The sequence below is a fragment of the Cylindrospermopsis curvispora GIHE-G1 genome (assembly GCF_014489415.1).
Lineage (GTDB): Bacteria > Cyanobacteriota > Cyanobacteriia > Cyanobacteriales > Nostocaceae > Raphidiopsis > Raphidiopsis curvispora_A.
The window spans coordinates 2669097-2687031 of the sequence record NZ_CP060822.1 but is presented as its reverse complement, the minus strand read 5'-3'; the positions used below and the strand labels follow the sequence as shown (position 1 = coordinate 2687031).

General features: G+C 39.9%; 15 protein-coding genes. 10 read left to right on the top strand and 5 right to left on the bottom strand.

The features are described from left to right. The first annotated feature begins 82 nt into the window (after positions 1–82). The 3 genes from IAR63_RS11930 to prmC all read left to right on the top strand — a co-directional run bounded on the left by IAR63_RS11930 (position 83) and on the right by prmC (position 3968). Positions 83–2131: an NAD(P)H-quinone oxidoreductase subunit 5 gene (locus tag IAR63_RS11930; RefSeq protein ID WP_187707456.1), complete on the top strand. Its 2049-nt coding sequence runs from the start codon at positions 83–85 to the stop codon at positions 2129–2131. Between the two features lie 128 nt (positions 2132–2259). Next, positions 2260–3078, top strand: a complete 819-nt coding sequence (locus IAR63_RS11925) for a Tic22 family protein (RefSeq protein WP_187705427.1) — start codon at positions 2260–2262, stop codon at positions 3076–3078. Beyond that, positions 3075–3968: a peptide chain release factor N(5)-glutamine methyltransferase gene (prmC, locus tag IAR63_RS11920; RefSeq protein WP_187705426.1), complete on the top strand. Its 894-nt coding sequence runs from the start codon at positions 3075–3077 to the stop codon at positions 3966–3968. Before IAR63_RS11925 ends, prmC begins: the two co-directional genes overlap by 4 nt. On the opposite strand, the gene tsaE is transcribed toward prmC, so the two are convergent. Next, complete coding sequence (tsaE, locus tag IAR63_RS11915; RefSeq protein ID WP_096543796.1) at positions 3953–4393, bottom strand: tRNA (adenosine(37)-N6)-threonylcarbamoyltransferase complex ATPase subunit type 1 TsaE; 441 nt, start codon at positions 4391–4393, stop codon at positions 3953–3955. The two genes, prmC and tsaE, sit on opposite strands and share 16 nt — an antisense overlap. Before the next feature lie 18 nt (positions 4394–4411). Continuing rightward, positions 4412–5782 carry a gluconeogenesis factor YvcK family protein gene (locus tag IAR63_RS11910; RefSeq protein ID WP_187705425.1) on the bottom strand — a complete coding sequence of 457 codons (1371 nt, stop codon included), beginning with the start codon at positions 5780–5782 and terminating at the stop codon, positions 4412–4414. 148 nt (positions 5783–5930) lie between these two features. On the opposite strand from IAR63_RS11910, the gene ruvC reads away from it, so the two are divergent. The 4 genes from ruvC to IAR63_RS11890 are packed head-to-tail and all read left to right on the top strand — an operon-like array spanning position 5931 to position 9326. Then, positions 5931–6431 carry a crossover junction endodeoxyribonuclease RuvC gene (gene ruvC / locus IAR63_RS11905; protein WP_181406992.1) on the top strand — a complete coding sequence of 167 codons (501 nt, stop codon included), beginning with the start codon at positions 5931–5933 and terminating at the stop codon, positions 6429–6431. Between the two features lie 28 nt (positions 6432–6459). Further along, positions 6460–7065 (top strand): cytochrome b/b6 domain-containing protein, encoded by a 606-nt coding sequence (locus IAR63_RS11900; protein WP_187705424.1) that lies wholly within the window; start codon positions 6460–6462, stop codon positions 7063–7065. Between the two features lie 41 nt (positions 7066–7106). Next, on the top strand, positions 7107–7856 hold the full coding sequence (locus IAR63_RS11895) for a molybdopterin-dependent oxidoreductase (RefSeq protein WP_187705423.1): 750 nt from the start codon (positions 7107–7109) through the stop codon (positions 7854–7856). Positions 7857–7895: 39 nt separating this feature from the next. Beyond that, positions 7896–9326: a bifunctional orotidine-5'-phosphate decarboxylase/orotate phosphoribosyltransferase gene (locus tag IAR63_RS11890; protein WP_115538061.1), complete on the top strand. Its 1431-nt coding sequence runs from the start codon at positions 7896–7898 to the stop codon at positions 9324–9326. Positions 9327–9352: 26 nt separating this feature from the next. Here the strand turns inward: IAR63_RS11890 and IAR63_RS11885 are convergent, their stop codons facing one another. Continuing rightward, a complete protein-coding gene (locus tag IAR63_RS11885) occupies positions 9353–9994 on the bottom strand; it encodes a hypothetical protein (protein ID WP_187705422.1) in 642 nt (213 codons plus the stop codon). Positions 9995–10557: 563 nt separating this feature from the next. Between IAR63_RS11885 and IAR63_RS11880 the strand changes: the two genes are divergently transcribed. Both IAR63_RS11880 and modB read left to right on the top strand, forming a co-directional pair. After that, positions 10558–10815, top strand: a complete 258-nt coding sequence (locus IAR63_RS11880; RefSeq protein ID WP_057179095.1) for a hypothetical protein — start codon at positions 10558–10560, stop codon at positions 10813–10815. Positions 10816–10943: 128 nt separating this feature from the next. Next, entirely contained in the window at positions 10944–12845 is a 1902-nt protein-coding gene (gene modB, locus IAR63_RS11875; RefSeq protein WP_187705421.1) for a molybdate ABC transporter permease subunit, read from the top strand. Here the strand turns inward: modB and mltA are convergent, their stop codons facing one another. Next, positions 12846–14132, bottom strand: a complete 1287-nt coding sequence (gene mltA, locus IAR63_RS11870) for a murein transglycosylase A (protein WP_187705420.1) — start codon at positions 14130–14132, stop codon at positions 12846–12848. A 52-nt stretch (positions 14133–14184) separates the two neighbouring features. After that, the gene (locus IAR63_RS11865) at positions 14185–15495 is read right to left on the bottom strand and encodes a proton extrusion protein PcxA (RefSeq protein ID WP_187705419.1); all 1311 of its coding nucleotides are present in this window, start codon (positions 15493–15495) and stop codon (positions 14185–14187) included. An 80-nt stretch (positions 15496–15575) separates the two neighbouring features. Between IAR63_RS11865 and IAR63_RS11860 the strand changes: the two genes are divergently transcribed. Continuing rightward, positions 15576–17771 carry a P-loop NTPase family protein gene (locus tag IAR63_RS11860; protein ID WP_187705418.1) on the top strand — a complete coding sequence of 732 codons (2196 nt, stop codon included), beginning with the start codon at positions 15576–15578 and terminating at the stop codon, positions 17769–17771. Positions 17772–17935: the final 164 nt, after the last annotated feature.

Genomic DNA, 17935 nt, shown 5'->3' with positions numbered 1-17935 from the left:
TCTCATTTCCTAATGTACAGTCATCAACGGGAAAGTTATGGCATTATTGTCCTCAAATGGTCAAAATTTTGAGGCGTGAGTGATGGAAGTAATCTATCAGTATGCCTGGATAATTCCAGTTTTACCCCTCTTAGGAGCGATGCTGGTAGGTCTAGGACTAATCTCGTTAAACCAAACAACAAATCGCCTGCGACAGCTAAATGCTGTTCTAATTGTCTCCCTGATGGGAATTGCCATGGGTCTCTCTATGGTCTTGTTATGGAGTCAATACCAAGGTCATGCTCCCTACACAATTACTCTGGAATGGGCATCAGCAGGTAACTTTCACCTAAATATGGGCTATACTATTGACCACCTGACAGCTATGATGTTAGTGGTGGTGACCACGGTGGCTTTCTTGGTGATGATTTACACAGATGGCTACATGTCCCATGACCCAGGTTACGTGCGGTTTTATGCTTATCTGAGTTTATTCGGCTCTTCGATGTTAGGGTTGGTACTGAGTCCTAATTTGGTACAAGTTTACATCTTTTGGGAATTGGTAGGGATGTGTTCCTACCTACTGGTGGGTTTTTGGTATGACCGCAAACCAGCAGCAGAGGCCTGTCAAAAGGCATTTGTAACCAACCGAGTAGGGGATTTTGGGTTACTGCTGGGGATTCTAGGACTGTTTTGGGCCACAGGTAGCTTTGATTTTACCATCATGGGCGATCGTCTAGGAGAATTGGTAGAATCGGGTACTATTAGCAATGCATTGGCCATTCTGTTTGCCATTTTGGTGTTCCTCGGTCCAGTAGCCAAATCAGCCCAATTCCCCCTGCATGTGTGGCTCCCAGATGCGATGGAAGGTCCCACACCGATTTCTGCGCTTATCCATGCAGCTACAATGGTGGCAGCGGGTGTATTTTTAATTGCGCGAATGTATCCGGTGTTTGAGCACGTTCCAGCTGCTATGAATGTGATTGCCTTTACGGGAGCATTTACAGCATTTTTGGGAGCGACTATTGCCATTACCCAAAATGACATTAAAAAGGGACTGGCCTACTCCACCATTTCTCAATTGGGTTATATGGTCATGGCTATGGGAGTGGGTGCTTACAGTGCGGGTTTATTTCACCTGATGACCCATGCTTATTTTAAAGCAATGCTGTTTTTGGGTTCTGGGTCAGTGATTCATGGTATGGAAGGAGTGGTGGGTCACGACCCAGCTTTAGCTCAGGATATGCGCTTAATGGGCGGATTAAGGAAATATATGCCAGCCACGGGGATTACCTTTTTAATAGGTTGTTTGGCAATTGCTGGGATTCCGCCCTTTGCTGGGTTCTGGTCTAAAGATGAAATATTGGGTGCAGCTTTTGCTGCAAATCCTCTACTATGGTTGATTGGTTGGGTAACTGCTGGAATCACCGCCTTTTACATGTTTAGAATGTATTTCTCAACATTTGAAGGTCAATTCCGGGGTAATGACCAAACAATCAAAACCATGCTCAAACAAGCTACTGCTAAGTTAGGCGGGGAATTACAACCTAATTTTGGACCAGGAGCAATGAAAAAAGGCGAGTTGGAAAGTCATGGTCACTCACCCCATGAGTCTCCTTGGACGATGACTCTACCCTTGCTAGTATTGGCTATTCCTTCTATTCTGATTGGACTGGTGGGAACTCCCTATGCTAACTATTTTGAGCAGTTTATTTTTTCCCCAACCGAAACTCTGACAGAAGTAATGGAAAAAGCAGCAAAATTTGACCCCCATGAGTTTTATCTCATGGCGGGTAGTTCTGTGGCCATTTCTGTGGTGGGCATTACTTTGGCAATTCTCATGTATTGGGCTAAGAAAATTGACCCCAGTGCGATCGCGGCTAAGTTCCAGTCTCTGTACGAGTTATCGTTGAATAAATGGTATTTTGACCATATCTATCATCGGGTGTTTGTTCTTGGTTTACGTCGTGTAGCTCGACAAGTTATGGAAGTTGATTTTCGAGTTGTGGATGGTGCAGTTAATTTGACTGGGTTTTTTACCCTGGTCAGTGGTGAAGGTCTCAAGTACCTAGAAAATGGTCGGGCTCAGTTTTATGCTCTGATTGTATTCGGAGCTGTTCTGGGCTTAGTTATTGTTTTTGGCGTAACTTGATGTAGCTTGATATAGCTTGATATAAATATCTTGACCATGAAACTAATGTCAAGAAATTAATGTCAAGGGGTGTGAGGATTTTCCTCCACCCGTTTTTGGTAATAAAGCGCAATTAGACAGAAGCAGTTATGAAATCATTTATCCAGTCATTAGTTGGTGTGGGTATTAACTTGGGTTTGATCGCTAGTACTTCAGGGCTTACTTTAAGCTATGGTCGCACCGTATTTGCCTTACCACCACAAGAAATTAAGGGTAAATTAGATGCAGTTCCGGTGTACTTGATAACTAATGATCAGGGTACACCTTTAAGTCGCATGATATCTTCCCCAGATAGAAAACAGGAGAGAGCAATGACGGATGTATACATGAGCCGTCAAGAAGCTTTAAACTTTGTGCAAAAGTTTAGGCAAATCCTAGGGAAAGACAAGAACCCAAAAACCCAGGAAATGCTCAAAACGTTGCAGGTTACTACCGTACCTTTGGGACTTATATATCAAAAACAGCAAAAACAACAAAATCAACCCAATCAGCTTTTGTTTTCTTTTAACCCGGTCTCCCAAGAAATGACGGGAGCAGCACAGCTAATGAAAGCTAGTGGTCAACGGGTAGAGCAGTTAAAAAGTGTGCCGATTTTTATGGTCATATCTGGGAAGGATAAAAGTCACATTACTATTCAAGTAGGTGGGGGAAAACCTCAAACCATAATTCCTTTGTTTTTTAGTAAACAAGATGCCCAAAATTTACTGACTAAGGTGAAGGGAAGGTTCCCCCAGGCTTATATTCAAGTTGTAGGTGTGGACGGATTAATTAATACCTTGACTCAAAAGAATGATACCTGGTTAAAACAGCTGGTTTTGATTCCATCTCCCGAATCTAGACAACACCTTAATAGTCTGCGTTCCAATAGCGCCCAGCCAAAAACCATACCCCCAAAACCACGCTCATGATTAATCAACTAACTAGTGGAATTGAACTATGGAAATGGCGAAATTCGGCTATAACCACTGCTTTAGGTAAGGGTATTTCACCACGAGAGGTAGATTGGCTATTACAAGAGATAGCAAGAGTAGATAAATTAACACTGCGTTTGGAATCTTTTAAAGACTACCAGGAAATCACCATGGTGCTATCCTTAACTGAATTAGACACTCTGTGGCAAAAGCGGTTACAACAAAGAGTGCCAATTCAGTATCTTGCAGGTAAAACCCCTTGGCGAAAATTTACCCTTGCTGTGTCCGACGCAGTGTTAATCCCCAGACCAGAAACGGAGATACTCATTGACTTGGTGATGGAAGCTGGTAACCAGGAGCTGCAATCGGGAATCTGGGTGGATTTAGGTACTGGTAGTGGAGCGATCGCCCTGGGTTTGGCAGAGGTATTGACAAACGCTAAGATTTATGCTACGGACATAAGCGAACAGGCTTTGGCAGTTGCTAAGACAAACGCAAGGAATCTAGGTTTTACACAGCGGGTGGAATTCCACCAGGGGTGCTGGTGGGAACCTCTAAATCACCTCAAAGGTAAAATTAGTGGTATGGTGTCCAATCCACCTTATATTCCTAGTGATATGATAGGAACCCTAGAACCGGAAGTAGCCAAACATGAACCCCATTTAGCTTTAGATGGAGGTGTGGACGGTTTAGAAGCAATTCGTTATCTAGTACAAGTTTCTCCCCACTATTTGCTCCCGGGTGGTGTATGGTTAATTGAAATGATGGCTGGACAAGACGAAATAGTTAGGGAAATGCTGATAAATAATGGCAATTATTCCCATATTTCTATTCATACTGACCTAGCTGGAATTAAGCGTTTTGCTCTAGCTCATGTATCAAGGTAGTCAGAGCTAATAATTTCTACATAACGGGAGTTATCTTTTTCATAATTCAGAATCAGCTTTAAATAGCTAGGTGGTAGGTATGGCATGCGTTCAGGCCATTCAATAGCCACAATTCCCAGGGTAGTGTCTATTCCTTCCCAGTAGTTTTCTAAATAGAGATTGGCTACGTCCTGAGGTTCTAGGCGATACAAATCCAGGTGATAAAAAGGTAGGATGCCATCAGTGTATTCATTAATTAGGGTAAAGGTAGGACTGACAATTGGGTCACTGATACCTAAACCTTCCCCTATGGCTTGCACCAGAGTAGTTTTACCTGCACCTAAATCGCCCTGTAATAAAATTACCGTACCTGGCTTCAGGGTTTTTGCTAAATTAATGCCAAATTCCCGTGTAGCTTTTGCATCTTGCAGGTAGATCCTAGTCATAACAATAATTTGTGGATCCTATTTTTTACTTGCAGCACCATACCATTTTAATAGAACCCTAGCTAGTTTTTGGGGGTCATGACGAACAAAACCCGTTTCGTCCTCATATAGTACATTAGCAGGGACAATGCGTCTTCCTAATCGGGAAACAGCTTCCGTGTCCAGAAATACGGGGTGGGAATTTTGCTGAGCATAGCGGATTAAAGCTTGAGCTGAGGGACTCCTTCTATGGACCAGGACAGCATCAAAAAGTTTGCGATCGCCACAAGCACGGTCAATAGCCCGAATATGTTCGGATACACTATAGCCCTCAGTTTCCCCTGGCTGGGTCATAATATTACAGATATAAATACGAGGTACATTAGCACAGGCGATCGCCTGGGTAATTTCAGGCACTAGCAAGTTGGGGATGAGGCTAGTATATAAACTACCAGGTCCAATAATAATATAATCAGCACTGCGAATAGCTTTAATAGCTGCGGGTATGGCAGGAGGGTTGGCGGGGAGACAGCCAATCTTGACAATTTTACCTCCAGCTTTAGGAATGCTAGATTCCCCTTCTATACGACGACCATCAGCCATTTCTGCCCAAAGGCGCACATCACTCAAGGTAGCAGGTAGAACCTGTCCTCTAACCGCCAATACCTTAGAGCTAGCTGCCACTGCTTGTTCTAAATCTCCTGTGATGTCACTCATAGCAGTTAAGAACAAATTACCAAAGCTATGTCCCGTGAGTCCATCACCAGCTCGAAAACGATATTGAAATAATTCAGTTAATAACTTTTCTTCATCTGCAAGAGCAGCTAAACAATTGCGAATATCACCCGGTGGCAAAACACCGAATTCCTGACGTAACCTACCAGAAGATCCGCCATCATCAGCAACAGTGACAATGGCAGTAATATTGGCGCTATAAGTTTTCAGTCCCCTTAATAGGGTAGAAAGTCCAGTACCACCGCCAACAACCACAATTTTTGGACCACGATACAAACGATGATGTGCTAAAATTACATCTATGAGTTCCTCTTGGGATCCCTGTGGTCTTAAAGCTTGAGTAATGGAACCCACGGTGCGAGATTGTCCCCAAAGCACTAGGAGTCCACCCAATAACAAAACTAATGGTCCACTCACATAGTGGGGTAAAATGTCTGTTAAGAGGGCTAATAAACCCTTGAGTAACTCTAAGATCCAAAAGATGGGGGTTAGCTTCATCCAAATGGCCAAACCCAAAATGGCTAGGAGGACACCGCTGACAGTGACCATAAACCACCGTTTAACCGATATTCCAGGAGATAACCATTTAAACCATTGGTTGACCCGATGGGTAGTGCTGCTATATGGTTGGTTGTGTATAGCATTAATAGCCTGTTTCAGAAAACCGATGGACATACCTAAAAAGGGAGTATGGTACAGGAAGTGTTTAAAATTATATACTATCTGGTGTTTAATCCTTCACGATTTGGCCATTGCTAACCGGAAACTCCCGACCAAGTCCTGGGTCAACCAAATTTCAATCCAGAAACCGGAATTATTATTTATGACACGGCAAATTTTAGGATTAGATCCAGGATTAGCAATAGTCGGGTTTGGTGCGATTTCCCTGGAGCAAAGGTCAGCCAAATTGTCGGATACCACCATAAAAATGGTTGATTTCGGTGTGATTCGCACCCCCTCTGATATGGAAATCACCCAACGACTATGTACCTTATTTGATGATTTACACACCCTCCTAGACCAACTACAACCAGATGTAGTTGCTATTGAAAGGTTGTTTTTTTACCGAATGGCCAACACAATTTTAGTAGCACAAGCAAGAGGTGTGATCATGTTGGTTTTGGGACAACGGAGACTTCCCTATTTGGAGTTTGCCCCTCCCCAAATTAAACAGGCTTTAACCAGTTATGGCAAAGCTGAAAAGATAGAAGTACAAGAGGCTGTGATGCGGGAGTTAGATTTAGAAGAAATTCCTCAACCTGATGATGCAGCAGATGCCCTAGCTTTAGCTTTAACCGCTGCATTTAAATTAACAGATGACTAATATAAACATGAGGCAGTAAAATTTGAATATGGATATAGATAGGAACTCCACCAGAAAAACTCAGAAATTGCCCAAGCAAGATCTTGCGGTCAAAATATTTCACAGTTTGAATATAGTCAGTCTTTTTCTGATGATTACTAGTGGACTACAAATTTACAATGCCAATCCGGTTTTTGGTGGTCGTGGAGGATTACACATTCCCCCTATTTTTACCTTAGGAGCTTGGTTAGCAGGGGGTAGACACTGGCATTTTGCAGCTATGTGGCTATTTTCAGTGAATCTTTTTAGCTATGGAATGTACATTTTATTGACCAGACGTTGGCAACACAGATTTGTGGGGAATAATGACATTAAAGCTTTGCAGAAAACCGACAATATTAAACGTCTTACCTATAGCTGGCATCGCATTGTTTACACAGCTATTATTCCCATTCTCTTGTTAGCAACATTCACAGGTATGGGGATGTATAAACCAGCCCAATTTCCATGGCTAGTGGATATATTTGGCAACTGGCAAGGATTAAGAATTGTGCATTTTGCTTCCGTACCGTTGATAATTATATTTGTAGTCATTCATTGGCAACTAGGTAAAAGAGCAGGAGGAGATAAATTAATTGAATCCATGTTTTGGTAGACTGGTATTTTTAATTAATTGAAAATCATTGAACCATAATCATGAACCATAATCAACAGGAAATAGAAAGAGAGCTAATTAAGGTCATCAATCCGGAAGTATCCCGCCGTCAGTTTTTAAAAACATGGGGAATTTCAGGTATGGGTTTTTTCCTAACTGGTTGTGGTACACCAGCATTAGAAGACTTAGTGGGCAAAATATCAGAACCATGGAATCAAAAAGTTGAGCAGTTAATATTTCAACCACAAAAACCAGTACCGGAATTTAGCTCCAATCAAATTGAACCAAAATCCCTAATCATTAACAGCTTTCGGGGTACACCGATTATTGACCTAGAAAAATATCGTCTGATTATTGACGGTCAAGTTAATCATCCCCTAAACCTGAATATGAGGGAAATTCAAAGTTTACCTTACACATCCATGATTATTCGTCATGTTTGTGTAGAGGGATGGGCGGCCATTGTACAATGGGGAGGGGTTCGTCTGCGTGATTTACTTGCTTTGGCTCAACCCCATGTAAATGCAAAGTACGTATATTTTCAATCAGCAGATGGTTATTACGAGAGTTGGGATTTACCTTCTGTCACCCATCCACAAACCTTGTTGGCCTACGAAAAAAATGGCGAGAAATTACCCAGAGAAAATGGCGCGCCCTTGCGATTAGCTACACCAATTAAATTGGGTTATAAACAAAGTAAATGGGTAACAAGAGTGACCTTAACTTCTGAACTAACAAATTTTAAAGGTTATTGGGAAGACCAAGGTTATGAGTGGTTTGCAGGATTGTAAGTAAGAACAGTTCAAATAAAATACAATGGTGGGTGAAAAATGATTTTTTTAGATAAATTAAACCAAAATATTACTGACAAACAGAGTCTGTTTTTTGTAGGACTTGACCCTAACCCAGAAATGATTCCAGAGCGTTATCAAGGCTCTGATTTGCTCGCCAGTTTAGAGAACTGGTTACAATTTGTGATTGCGGAAACTGCAGATTTTGTTTGTGCTTACAAACCTACCCTGGGCTTTTATCAAGCTCTAGGAGTCAGAGGTATAGAACTGTTAATCAAAATAATGGCATCTATTCCCGGGGAAGTTCCCATTATTTTAGATGCTAAACATGGCGATCTCAATACTACCAGCATGTTTGCCCATTCCATATTTGTAGATTGGGAAGTTGACGCGGTAACATTAAATCCTTATGCTGGACAAGACCATATTGCACCATTTTTAGTATATCCCGATAAAGCTGTCTTTATTTTATGCTGTACTTCTAATCCTAGTGCAGCTATTTTACAACAATACCCTACTACTTCTCCCTTTTATTTGCAAGTAGTCCAAGAGTCCAAAACTTGGGGAACTCCTGAACAGTTATGTTTGGAAGTAGGAACAACCAATCCTGAAATTTTAAAATCTATTCGCGCTGTCGCACCAGAAAGAATAATCATGGTACGAAGTGTTTGGTCACAAGAGAATAGTATTCAACCAATTTTGGCAGCGGGTTTAGACAATCATGGTGATGGATTGTTAATTCCGGTTCCTCAAGATATGTTAAGCAGCACTAACCTATCCCAGGAAATTCGCTCTCTAAGGACGGAATTGAACCAAATTAGAAGCGATTTGATTAATTCTACTTCTAGTTGTGATGTGTGGTTTCCCGATGTCAATATAAAGGATAAACACCCCCATCAGGACTTAATTCTACAACTTTTTGACATTGGTTGTATCATGTTTGGGGAGTTTATTCAAGCATCGGGAGCCATATTTCCCTATTATATTGACTTGCGGAAAATTATTTCCAATCCCCAGGTATTTAGTCAGGTGATTGGTGCTTATGAGAAAATACTAGCTGGTTTGACTTTTGACCGATTAGCTGGTATTCCCTATGGTTCTCTACCTACTGCAACCGGGTTGTCATTAAGATTAGGTTATCCCATGATTTTTCCCCGCAAGGAGGTGAAAGCACATGGCACGCGCAAAGCAATTGAAGGAAATTTTCTTCCCGGAGAAACCATCGCAGTGGTTGATGATATTCTTATTAGTGGTAAAAGTGTAATGGAAGGAGCTGAAAAAATTAAATCTGTGGGATTAAGGGTCAATGATATTGTAGTTTTCATTGACCACGAAAAGGGAGTGAAAGACAAACTAAAAGAAAACGGTTATTGTGGTCATTCAGTATTAACTATTTCCGAAATTGTTAATACTTTACATGAAGCAGGAAGAATTAATCAACAGCAGTTGTTGGCTTTTCAACAAGAGTAGTTGCAATCTTCCCATCTTTTTAGTTCTTAACTACCGTAAGGTAAGGATGAGTGATGCAATATAATACGTAACTTACCGCTACTATCTTTTATGAAACCCCAAGTTTTATCCACGCTTGTAACCTTACCAGACTTGTCAGTCAACACCACAGTTGCTAGACTCATGGCCGTGTCACCATTAATGAAAATTCCAGCATTACGGATTTCTACTTTACGCCACCCTTTGAGAGCAAAACCACTATCGGAGGGGAATGCAGGATCACCACCAACAAAGTAAGCAAGAGCACCTTGGCGTGTGGTGCGGTATGTTTGTGGTGGTTTTGCTAAAGTTGGTTTAAACAATACTGCTCCAAACTGATAGCCATAAGCTTGGTCAATAATTTTTCCTGCTAATTCCCTAGCAGCAGCTATTCCCTTTTGTTCATAGGTAGTGCTGATACTAACTAATGCATCTCCCCAAGCCTTTTGAGCAGCTAATACCTGTGCCTCAGTAATAGATATATTAATTACTGTTGGTTTTTCAATGGATGCAGCTGGGCGGGTATTAGTTGTATTAGTTTGGGCATTAGCAATATTTGAGTTTGCAACTGGACTAGCAATCAACAATGCGATCGCAGCTGCGGTGACAGAAATATTGGTATGTAAATTTTTTCGGAAGTTAGGTTGCATATTATAGAGTAAATTAAATGACCTTGACAATCTACCACAATCCCAAAATTGAGTCCAATAGTTATCATCTATGATTACCATCAACGAGTAAAACTTGGGAACAAATGGGCTTTTTTGCCTTTTTTACCAAATTTGGGTGAAATCGTAGTCATTGTTACATCCACTGAAAAAAACCGTGGTTAACATGAAAAAAACTTAGTACCGAGAGAAAGCATTTTGACAGCAACTTTTGAAAACTCTCCTGTTAGTACCGCTCATTAATATCTACCCAAACCTACCCAGATATTAACAATCTGGGTAGGTGGGGTGAGCGTGCATGACTCTGCTATAAAAAAGAGTTACCTACCATCAGGTAAGGTTGGCTACGAAAGACAGGTCATGACACCTACAAATTAACTCCAGTTTGTAGCTCTGTCGGTAACTTCAACAAAAGGCGAGACATCTTAGAAAACCCCAAATTTTAGGTCAAATTTTAAATAGGAGCTGATGTTTTTCCACAATTTTCCTTGAAATCTATATTTTTGCCCTCACACGACTGTGTATAATATTCCAAGGAGTTGGCGATGATTCGACAAATGTGTTGGTTATCTAAATTTAGCGGTGATGGGGAGAAAATCTTACACCTGCAAATTGCTGCAGGTCAACCATGGCGACCTTATACAGCTTTTCCGCAATTTTCCGTTCCTGATTATCCCATACCTGGTGGGTCTAAGGGGTGGGCAACCTATCAGAAACTATTGAAAGCGGGTTGGACCTTGGTTCCCAGTGCTAGAGCAGAGGAGTTTAGTCGTGATTTAGTGGAGTCAAGTATACAGAAATAATTTAACCATACTAAAAATAGCCACATCTTTACCATGGGGAGTATATTAAAAATATGCTTAGCATTTCCTCATGGTGCTATTTTGAGTAATTTTGGTAGCCATTGTGGGAATTAATACAAGTTAAAATTATGCCACAGGACTTATCACCCCTTTGGATATCTCTAAGAACCTCCGGTTTAGCAACCCTCATTACCTTTTTTTTAGGTATTGCTGCTGCTTACTGGATGTTAGGATATCAAGGTAAGGGAAAATCTCTGATTGAGGGAATATTGATTTCTCCCCTAATTCTACCACCCACAGTTGTGGGTTTTTTGTTGTTACTATTTTTTGGTAAACATGGTTTTGGTGGTAGACTACTACAGTCTTTTAACATCACAGTTGTTTTTACCTGGTATGGTGCTGCTATAGCTGCAACAGTGGTTTCGTTCCCCTTAATGTATAGAACTGCTTTAGGTGCTTTTAATCAAATTGATGCTAATTTATTGCGAGTAGCAAGAACCCTAGGTGCTGGGGAGTGGAAGATATTTTGGCGAGTTAGTTTACCTTTGGCTTTTCCTGGAATTTTGGCCGGTGCAACATTAGCTTTTGCTCGTGCTTTGGGGGAATTTGGTGCTACTTTAATGATAGCTGGTAATATTCCTGGACAAACCCAGAATATACCAATGGCAATCTATTTTGCTGTGGAAGCTGGAGATACACAAGAAGCTTGGTTTTGGGCTGTATTTATTTTGTCAATTTCTTTGTCAGGGATAATGCTGACTAATTTTTGGCAAGAAAGGAAACATTTTGTCAATTCTCAGATTACTTCCCAGGTTAGTGGTGAGAATTTTCTTGACCAGGGTTTTCAAAAATCTAAAGATGCGGAAGTTACAGAATCTTCAGAATTATGGGGATTACAAAATACTTCTTTTGCTCCAGTTCATAATTTGAGTGTTGCCCAATTATTGATAGATATTGAGAAAAAATTGCCCACTTTTCATTTACGGGTGAATTTTGCCACCCATAATCAACCTTTAGGTTTATTAGGTGGTTCTGGTGCAGGGAAAAGTATGATTTTGCGTTGTCTAGCAGGAATTGAAACACCCTCTCAGGGAAAAATTGTCCTTAATGGTAGAGTTTTATTTGATTCAGAGCAAGGTATTAATCTTCCTAGTCGTGACCGAAAAATTGGGTTTTTATTTCAGAATTATGCCCTGTTTCCCCATTTGAATGTGGCTCAAAATATCGCTTTTGGTTTACCTACAGGATTATCCTCCCATCAGGTTAAATTACAGGTAGAGAAACAATTAGGGGATATGCAGTTATGGAGTTTAGGTAATCGCTATCCCCACCAACTTTCTGGAGGACAACAACAAAGGGTAGCTCTAGCTAGAGCTTTGGCCAGTCGTCCAGAAGCACTACTGTTAGATGAGCCATTTTCCGCTCTTGATACCTATTTACGCAGTCATTTAGAGCAACAAATGACAGAGACTTTAGCTGATTATGCTGGTGTGACTTTATTTGTCACCCACAATATGGAAGAAGCTTATCGGATTTGTCCTAATTTATTAGTCTTGGAAGGAGGCAAAATAGCACAATATGGGTCTAAATCTGAGATTTTTCAACACCCAACAACTATTAATGTTGCTAAAATTACCGGTTGTAAAAATTTCTCTCGTGCTATTATTACTAGTTCTCAAACTGTGGAAGCAGTAGATTGGGGTTGTGTTTTGGAAGTTGAGGAGTTTCGTGCCAATCAACTATCTGATGTTCCATCTCATGTTGGCATTCGGGCCCATCAAATAGTTTTTAAAAACAACCTTCTAGGAAAAGATCTCCCCAGCAAAAATATCTTTCCCTGTTGGTTGGTGAGAAGTAGTGAAACCCCCCACCGAGTAACTTTATTTTTAAAGTTATATTCACCAGGAAAAAATATCCATGACTATCACCTACAAGCGGAAGTTTATAAAGAAAAATGGGTGACAATAAAAGACCAAGATTTCCCTTGGTATATATATTTAGGTCCTAACAGACTAATGTTAATGCAGTAGTTAGGGTTTTACCGGTGCTGGAGATTTGAGCAACAGATAAAATAACTGTCCATCACTAACTGTTACACCTGCACGACTTCCCGCAATATCACCAGTGCCCAAATAGTAATCTACCCTACCCGGTCCTTTAATCGCGCCACCTGTATCCTGGTCTAGGACAAACCGACTAACAATGCGATTTTCCAGTTTGCCATTTTTTATAAAGGGAAAAGGCGCACGAATTAATGCTAAAGCACCCGGAGGCATTAAGGATTTATCCGTAGCTATGGAACGTTCTGGAGTTAAAGGTACACCCACATAACCATAAGCAGGTTCCCCGTGTGTTTCTTGAAAGAAAACAAAGCTATTATTTTTGGGGAGGTAAATGTTTAAATCTTGCGGATATTTTTGAAAATACTCAAAAATTTTCGGCATGGTTACACCCTTTTCGGGTAGCTTTCCTGCTTCTATTAATGTACGACCTAGGCTTTTATAATTATGGGCTGTATTCCCTGCATAACCTATACTTGTTTCTGTGCCATCTGTTAATTTTAACCGAGCAGAACCTTGAATTTGAATAATATAAGGTTCAAATCTATCTCTTAACCAAAATAATTCTAATCCCTTTAATTTGCCCCGGGAACCTTGTAACCCATCTGCACCTTCTAATTCTAGTCGGGTGGGGTGAGGTTTAGACCATGATGCTAAATCAGGTGGCAATCTATAAACGGGATATTTAAATTCTGCTGTAGGTTTGCGACTCGCCACATATAATGGTTCATAATAAGCGGTGAACAAAACTGTGCCTTGATTATCTCTACCAGTTGATTGATAGTAAATGAACTCTTTGGCAATGGCTTGGTGTAATTCCTGAGCAGAATTGGTGGATAATAATAATTCCCTAAATCTTTTCAAGCTATGATAGACTCTGTATCTAGTAATCCCCAGGTTCTTATGTTTTTGATAGGCGATCGCTGCTCGACGGGTTTTTAAAAATTTTAAGCTTTCATCTGTAGCTTTTAAAAGCTGTTCTCTATCAGCTACTTCTTCCCCCGTACCACCAAAGATTCTTTCATCCAAACAAGAGGGATCATTTTCACAACAACCAATGGCAAATCTTTTTACGAGTGTTGGTAGCTTGCTGCTATTTTCAGCCTTGACATCTGGGGGTAAATCCCACTTACTGACTTCACAACCAGCAGGAACTTTATATTGGTTGGTATCGATATTTTTAGTTGACGGAATTTCTAAAAAAAATATCGTTAAAAAGAATGGTAAACTGACGGTTGTTTGAAATATTTTTCTCATGATTTGGTTAGGTCTAGGGATGGAAACAAAAAATAATCAAGAAATAATCAACTTACTCGTTCATATTGTGGTAAGTCGCAACAGCAGAGGGAGAAATGCGGTTCAAATAACGGAAAATCCAATATTTGAATATTGTATCTAAAATTACTGGAAATGTGGCAATAAATAGAAAAATAAAATCACGGTTTGCAGGTAAACCCCAATGATGTGATAATCCTTCCAAAATCACCTCCCACCCATGGGGGGAGTGGAAACCGACAAATATATCAGTAAATAATATAATGATAAATGCTTTGGCACTGTCACTTAATCCATACACTACATAATCAAAAAAGTCTTTTAGAACTAAAATAGAAGATTTACTAGTCAGTAGCAAACAGATAAACGCAAAAACTGATAGAATATCACAAAATACATTCTTAATCGCATTTGACCCAGATTGGCGAAATTCTCTGGCTATTTCCTGAGCTTTTTCGGACATCTTAGCCTCTAATAGCGTTGATGATAAAGGTGGTGTATTAGTAATCATGCTTTCAAATTTAATCCTTTCTGCAAACTTTTCTAATTCTGTTAATGCTTCCTCTTCCATTTCTTCGTTAATGAAAATCTGTTGTGATTCTTCGTGTCTTAAACTATCAACTATGGGACCCACCACTAATACTTTAGATATTTGATATGTGAGTAAAGGTACGATAATTAATAGCAAGATAAATCTGATGGAGATAATTGTCATTTTCTGGGTTTGACGAAAGCTCCGCACCACTTCCACTTCCGCATTGGGATCTAATTCTGTTTGCAGACGACTAATGGTAGTGAAAATAGATCGTGGTAAAATGCTTGTGGAGTTTGCTTTTCTTTTTGGTTTCTCCCCATGGTTTTTACTGGAACCTACCATTTCTCCTTGATTACGACCTTTATCCCCTACTCCATCAGAAGACTCGTTGACAAAACTCATCACAGAAGTGTCTAACTGCTCACTTTTGTACTTGTTAACCACCTGATCTATAAAGTCCAGTTTTTGTAAAACTATGGTGAGACTAGAATATTCTATACCTGCTTTATCTGCTGCTGCTTGTTTACTTTCATTGGAAAACCACCGACTGGCTTTGAACTCGGTTAAGCGCATTCTCACATTTTTCAATAGTTTGTTTAAATCAGACTGAAAGTAGTCCATTACACTACTGCTGTAAAGATCAGCATTTCTGGAAATTTTATTACCATTAAAATGTTGACGTTCAATATCCTGAATTTTTAATGCTGATTTATATGCTTCCTCTAGAGCACGCTCTGGTGTTAGCAAATACCATCGGTAAGCAGAAAGTAAAGACAAGTATATTTTTCGAGCAAACACAGAATCATTCATTGGTGACTGATGAGATTTAAGAAACCGGGGGAATTCGGATAAGTTACTATCAGCTAGGACGATTAGGAAAGGGGTGTAAAGTGATTAGGAGTAAATTAGTGGTTTTTGATTCTATCTGGGTTGTGGGTGCAAGTCGTAGTGGTAAAACTACTCGTTTAGCTCGGTATTTTTCTGATTGGGTGGAAAGAATTGGCAAACCAGAGATATGGACATTTTATACGAAAAATCCAAATTACAACCAGTCCGAAAACAGAATTCAAACTCTAAATCCTTTATGGAGAGAACCTCGAGTTTTAGTTTTAACATCCAATCATGATGGTCGCGTATATTTAAGTAATAAAATTGCTACCTTGAATAAAGGCAAATATATACTAGAAACAAAAACCACATCGGGATTTATACAAGATGAAGTGATGTTATTTTGGCCCTTAATAGTAGAGATGCTGGAAATCAAAGCTCAATTTCCCTTAATATTACGTCCAGAAACAGAGCAGGAACTGGCTACAAAGCTGTGGAAGTCCGAGTTGAACGCCCTAACTAATGGGGGAACTAGTCAATATGGTTTAGTGAGACGGATATTAGATTTATGGCAATTGGGGACTTATGCTGGTATTGCTGGTGAGGATATTGGAGAGATTTTTCACCAAGGTTTAGAAAAAGACATTCACACTTTAGATTTAGAGGCCGAACTTTTAACATCTTTGTTAGTAGGTTGGCGCCAGTGGTGTTTACAAAGAGGATTGTTAACTTATGGTTTAATTACAGAACTTTATTACAAGTATTTATTTAAAAATATTCAGTATCAAGAACATTTAAAAAACCGTTATCAACTAGTCATAGCTGATGATGTGGATAATTATCCAGCCATATATTATTACCTATTGGAGTTTTTGTTAGACAAAGGAGCAGTGGGAGCTTTTGGCTATAACCCCTATGGGTGCGTCAGATTAGGACTGGGAGCTGATCCAGAATTTTTAAAAAGACTAGAAAGCCGTTGTCAAGTAGAAAATTTAGTCTGTGATGGAGAAGGAAATTTAGTAACTGAACTAGCTCAACCAATGATTAAACTAGTCAGAGAAGAGATGATAATATTCACATTACCTGACACAGTAGAGAGTATTCAAACAATTTCTCGTGCAGAACTTTTACAACAAACAACCCAGCTAATAATTAGAGAAATTACAGCAGGTAGAGTTCAACCAGAAGACATAGCCATTCTTGCCCCTGGATTGGATGCGATCGCCCGTTATCAGATAATAGAAACTTTCACCAAGCACCATATTGAAGTAGACTCCCTAAATGAACAGAGACCATTAATTAGTTCCGCTAATGTTAGAGGATTATTAACATTACTAACTCTAGTTTATCCAGGACTAGGGAGACTGGTAAATAGAGATCAAGTAGCAGAAATGTTAGTGGTGCTGAGTAGGAATTATAGTGATAGCCAGAGAAGAGAAAATAAAGAACAAAACAATCAAGAGGAATATTCACATCCAAAAATTGATCCAGTGCGCGCGGGAATAATAGTGGACAATTGTTTTGTTCCCGATCCAGAGAACCCGCGCCTATTGGATATTAGAGTCTTTGATCGTTGGGATAGAATTGGTTATGTAGCCAGCACAGCTTATAGAGAGATATTAACATGGATAGAGCAGCAGCAAAATCAACAAACCCCATCTAGCACGCCAGTTTTTCTGTTATATGCAGCCATGGAGAAATTCATTTTTAAAAACCAAACTCCCTCATTTGGCATCCTATCAGAACTCAGAGAACTATTAGAAACTGCTCAACACTACTGGGAAATAGAGCAAAGAGTCAAGCAAACTGAAGATCCGCTCACACCCTACGACCAAAAGAGACTAACCAACAGCATTAATGAATTCATTAGCTTATTGCGCCAAGGGACAATTACAGCTAATCCCTATCCGGTGCGCACCCTGGGACAAAGCAAAAAAGCCATTACCCTAGCTACAGTATTTCAATACCGAGCCAGTTATAGATATCATAAATGGCACTTTTGGATGGATATAGGTTCACCACTATGGTCTAAAGGTGGTGCAGCCAGTTTATTCGGATACCATATATTTTTACAAGATAGAAGAGGAAAATCATGGACAGCAGCAGATGAAGACATAGCTGAAACCCAAAGACTAGAGAGAATCATTGTGGATTTACTAGGAAGGGTTTCAGAAAAAATTTACCTCTGTCACAGCGATCTAGCGGTTAATGGACAAGAGCAAATCGGACCTTTATTATCTTTGATTTATAGCCTTTGATGTAAATGATTTTAAGTAGGGAAGCACAATTACTTGTAGGATGGGTTTCGTTCCTCAACCCATCCTAAGTTCATCTTATATTTAATTCCACCCACTCACTTGGTAAAACTCCAATTATAATGTATAATATGGCAGATAAGAATCTAAAAAAAAGACGGTCAAAC